Annotated in this window: 2 protein-coding genes and 1 pseudogene; all 3 read right to left on the reverse strand. The window is 71.6% G+C overall.

Going from position 1 to position 2,776, the window contains the following annotated elements; genetic code table 11:
- A pseudogene (locus SACHA_RS24280) lies at positions 1-167 on the reverse strand (c-type cytochrome biogenesis protein CcsB); the annotation flags it as partial.
- Complete coding sequence (gene resB, locus SACHA_RS0103405) at positions 167-1,795, reverse strand: cytochrome c biogenesis protein ResB (RefSeq protein ID WP_019807210.1); 1,629 nt, start codon at positions 1,793-1,795, stop codon at positions 167-169. The pseudogene SACHA_RS24280 and the gene resB, both read right to left, overlap by 1 nt.
- Positions 1,792-2,565: a cytochrome c biogenesis CcdA family protein gene (locus SACHA_RS0103410; RefSeq protein ID WP_019807211.1), complete on the reverse strand. Its 774-nt coding sequence runs from the start codon at positions 2,563-2,565 to the stop codon at positions 1,792-1,794. Before SACHA_RS0103410 ends, resB begins: the two co-directional genes overlap by 4 nt.
- Positions 2,566-2,776: the final 211 nt, after the last annotated feature.

Below are 2,776 nucleotides of genomic sequence, written 5' to 3' on the forward strand. Positions count from 1 at the left end.
GACCCGCCGTCCGCGAACCTCGCGTCCCGGCCCGCCGCGGCGGGCGTCCGGCGACGCCGCCCGGCGGACTGCTCGACGAGGACGAACACCATCGCCAACAGGTACACCACGACGGCCGTGGCGTAGGACCAGTCGCTGTACTGCGACAACGTCTCGTTGACCGGCATCAGCGTGCCTTCCCGTCCTCGAGTCCACGATGCAACAGGTCACCGGTGATCGCGGTGAACTCCTCGCCGTACCCGGCCTGATCGGTCCTGGCCAGTCCGCCCATTTCTACTACTGTACGTCGGAGATCATCGTCGTCGCGTGCGGGTGTGATCCGCATCCAGAACCGGCGGCGTTTGATCGCCAGCGAGGCGCCCAGGCCGAGGAACATCGCGATCGCGAAGCCGAGCACCCAGCCCTGGGTGGGGTCGTGCGAGGTCTGCAACGACACCCACCGCCCCACACCGTCGAAGCTGATCGTGGTGCCGTCGTCGAGGGTGATCTCCTCCCCGACCCGCAGGTTCTCCCGGGCCACCCGTTCGAGCCTGCCGCTGTCCACGAGGGACCGGTCGACCTCGAAGATCGACACGGAACGCCCGGTCTCGACGCCGAGTTCCCCGCGCAGCACGTCCACGGCCACCGCGGGGTCGGTCAGCTCGGGGAAGGACGAGCTCAGGATGTCGCCGCGGAACGCCGCGGTCGGGGCGAACAGGCCGGTGATCGCCAGCTGGTTCTCCCGGCGCTTCGCGGGGTCGGTGACCCCGGGCGGGTCGAACTTCGTCGCACCCTCGGACAGCAGCGTCGTCTGGTCGGTCGGGCGCCACTGGATCGTCTTCGTCCGGACGTCGCCGTCCGGATAGGTCACCGTGAACGTGGGCGCGTACCCGTGCCCGAGGAGGTAGACCCGATCCCCCGCGATTCGCAGCGGTTCGTTGACCTCCAGGTGGTACGGCCGCCACGTCCCCGATTCGAGGTCCTCGCCCGCCTGGTGGTCGAGGTCGGCCTCGTAGGACACGGGCTGGCCCGCGTCGGTGTAGGTGGCCTCGAAGTCGTTCACCCGGATGCAGAACCGGTTGAGCTCGGTGCCGTCCACCCGCAGCCCGGGGTCGAACGAGTCGTAGGCGAGCGCGCCGGAGTTGCAGAACTCCTGGCCGTCGGCGTGCACGATCACCTGGCCCTCGTACGAGTACATCGCGCCGAGGCCGAAGGCCACGATGAGGCCGAGCATCCCGAAGTGGAACACCAGGTTGCCGGTCTCGCGCAGATACCCCTTCTCGGCGCTGATCGTGCGCACGCCGTCCGGCTCCGCGCGCTCGACCAGCCGCCAACCGCGCAGGCGTTTCCTGGCCGAGGCCACGACCTCTCCGGGCGTGGCATCCGACTCGGCCCGCACGTGGTGCGGCAACCGCCCGAGATTCGTCGGGGTGAGCACCGGCCCGGCCCGCATCGCGCGCAGGTATTCGAGGCTGCGCGGCAGCAGGCAGCCGACCAGCGACACCATCAGCAGCAGGTAGATCGCCGAGAACCAGACGCTGGAGTACACGTCGAAGAACTGCAACCGGTCGAGCAGTCGGCCCCACCAGCCGTGCTCGGCGATGTAGTCGGCCGTCTCGGCCGCGTTCAACTCGCGCTGCGGCAGCAGCGCCCCCGGCAGCGCGGCCAGGGCGAGCAGGAACAGCAGCACCAGGGCGGTGCGCATGGACCGCAGACCGCGCCAGGTGTTGCGGACGAACGCGCGCGCCCGCTGCCACCGGGTGGGGGCCGGGCGCGGGGCGTCGGCCGGGGACGTCGACGTCGCGGTGTCGGTCACAGCGGCAGCTCCGTGTCCGTGATGAACGCGTCCCGCATCCAGCCCACCAGCTCCATCCACAGTCCGGTCACCAGCAGCACCCCGACGCCGATGAGCATCGCGCCCCCGACGAGCTGCACCGTCCGGCCGTTGCGGCGCAGCCAGTCGGTGGCGCGCACGGCCCACCGCGCCCCGGCGGCGAGGAACACGAACGGCAGGCCGAGGCCGAGGCAGTACACCAGCACGAGCAGAAAGCCACGGGCCGCGGCGTCCCCGCTCGCGCTCGCGATCATGAGGACGCCGGACAGCGTCGGCCCGATGCACGGGGTCCAGCCGAGGCCGAACACCGCACCCAGCACCGGGGCGCCCCACACACCCGTCCGGGGCACATGCTGCGGACGGGTGTCCCGCTGCAACCCGGGGAACAGGCCGAGGAAGACCAGCCCCATCGCGATGATCACCACTCCGCCGAGGCGCTGCAGCAGTTCCTGGTTGGCCCAGAGCGCGTCGGCGACCCAGACGAGACTGCCGACGCTGAGGGTGAACACCACCGTGAACCCGGCCACGAACAACCCGGCCGCGCCCACGACGGCCCGGCGGCCCCGCTTCCGCTCCTCCCCGGGCCGCACGGCGGGGGCGTCCGACCCGACCAGGGCGGACAGGTAGGCCAGGTACCCGGGCACGAGCGGCACCACGCAGGGCGAGGCGAACGAGATCAGCCCCGCCAGCAGGGCGAGTCCGGCCGCGAGCAGGATCGGCCCGGACATCGCGAACTCGGTCACCGCATCCACGCGCCTCAGCGTAGGGAATACGACTCGCGTGAAGTCGGCCGGTGGGTCGCGTCCGGGCGGAAGAGACGCAGGACACGCCGTGGACTCCGGGCGCGGGCGGCGACGGGTGCGGCCGACGGCGTGTCGGCGACGACCCCGTTCCGGCAGCGGCGACTCGCGGGTCCGGAACGTCCTCTCACGGTCCGGGAGCGGCGACTCGCGGGCGTGCCGC

It is taken from the genome of Saccharomonospora halophila 8, from assembly GCF_000383775.1.
In the GTDB taxonomy this organism is placed as follows: domain Bacteria; phylum Actinomycetota; class Actinomycetes; order Mycobacteriales; family Pseudonocardiaceae; genus Saccharomonospora; species Saccharomonospora halophila.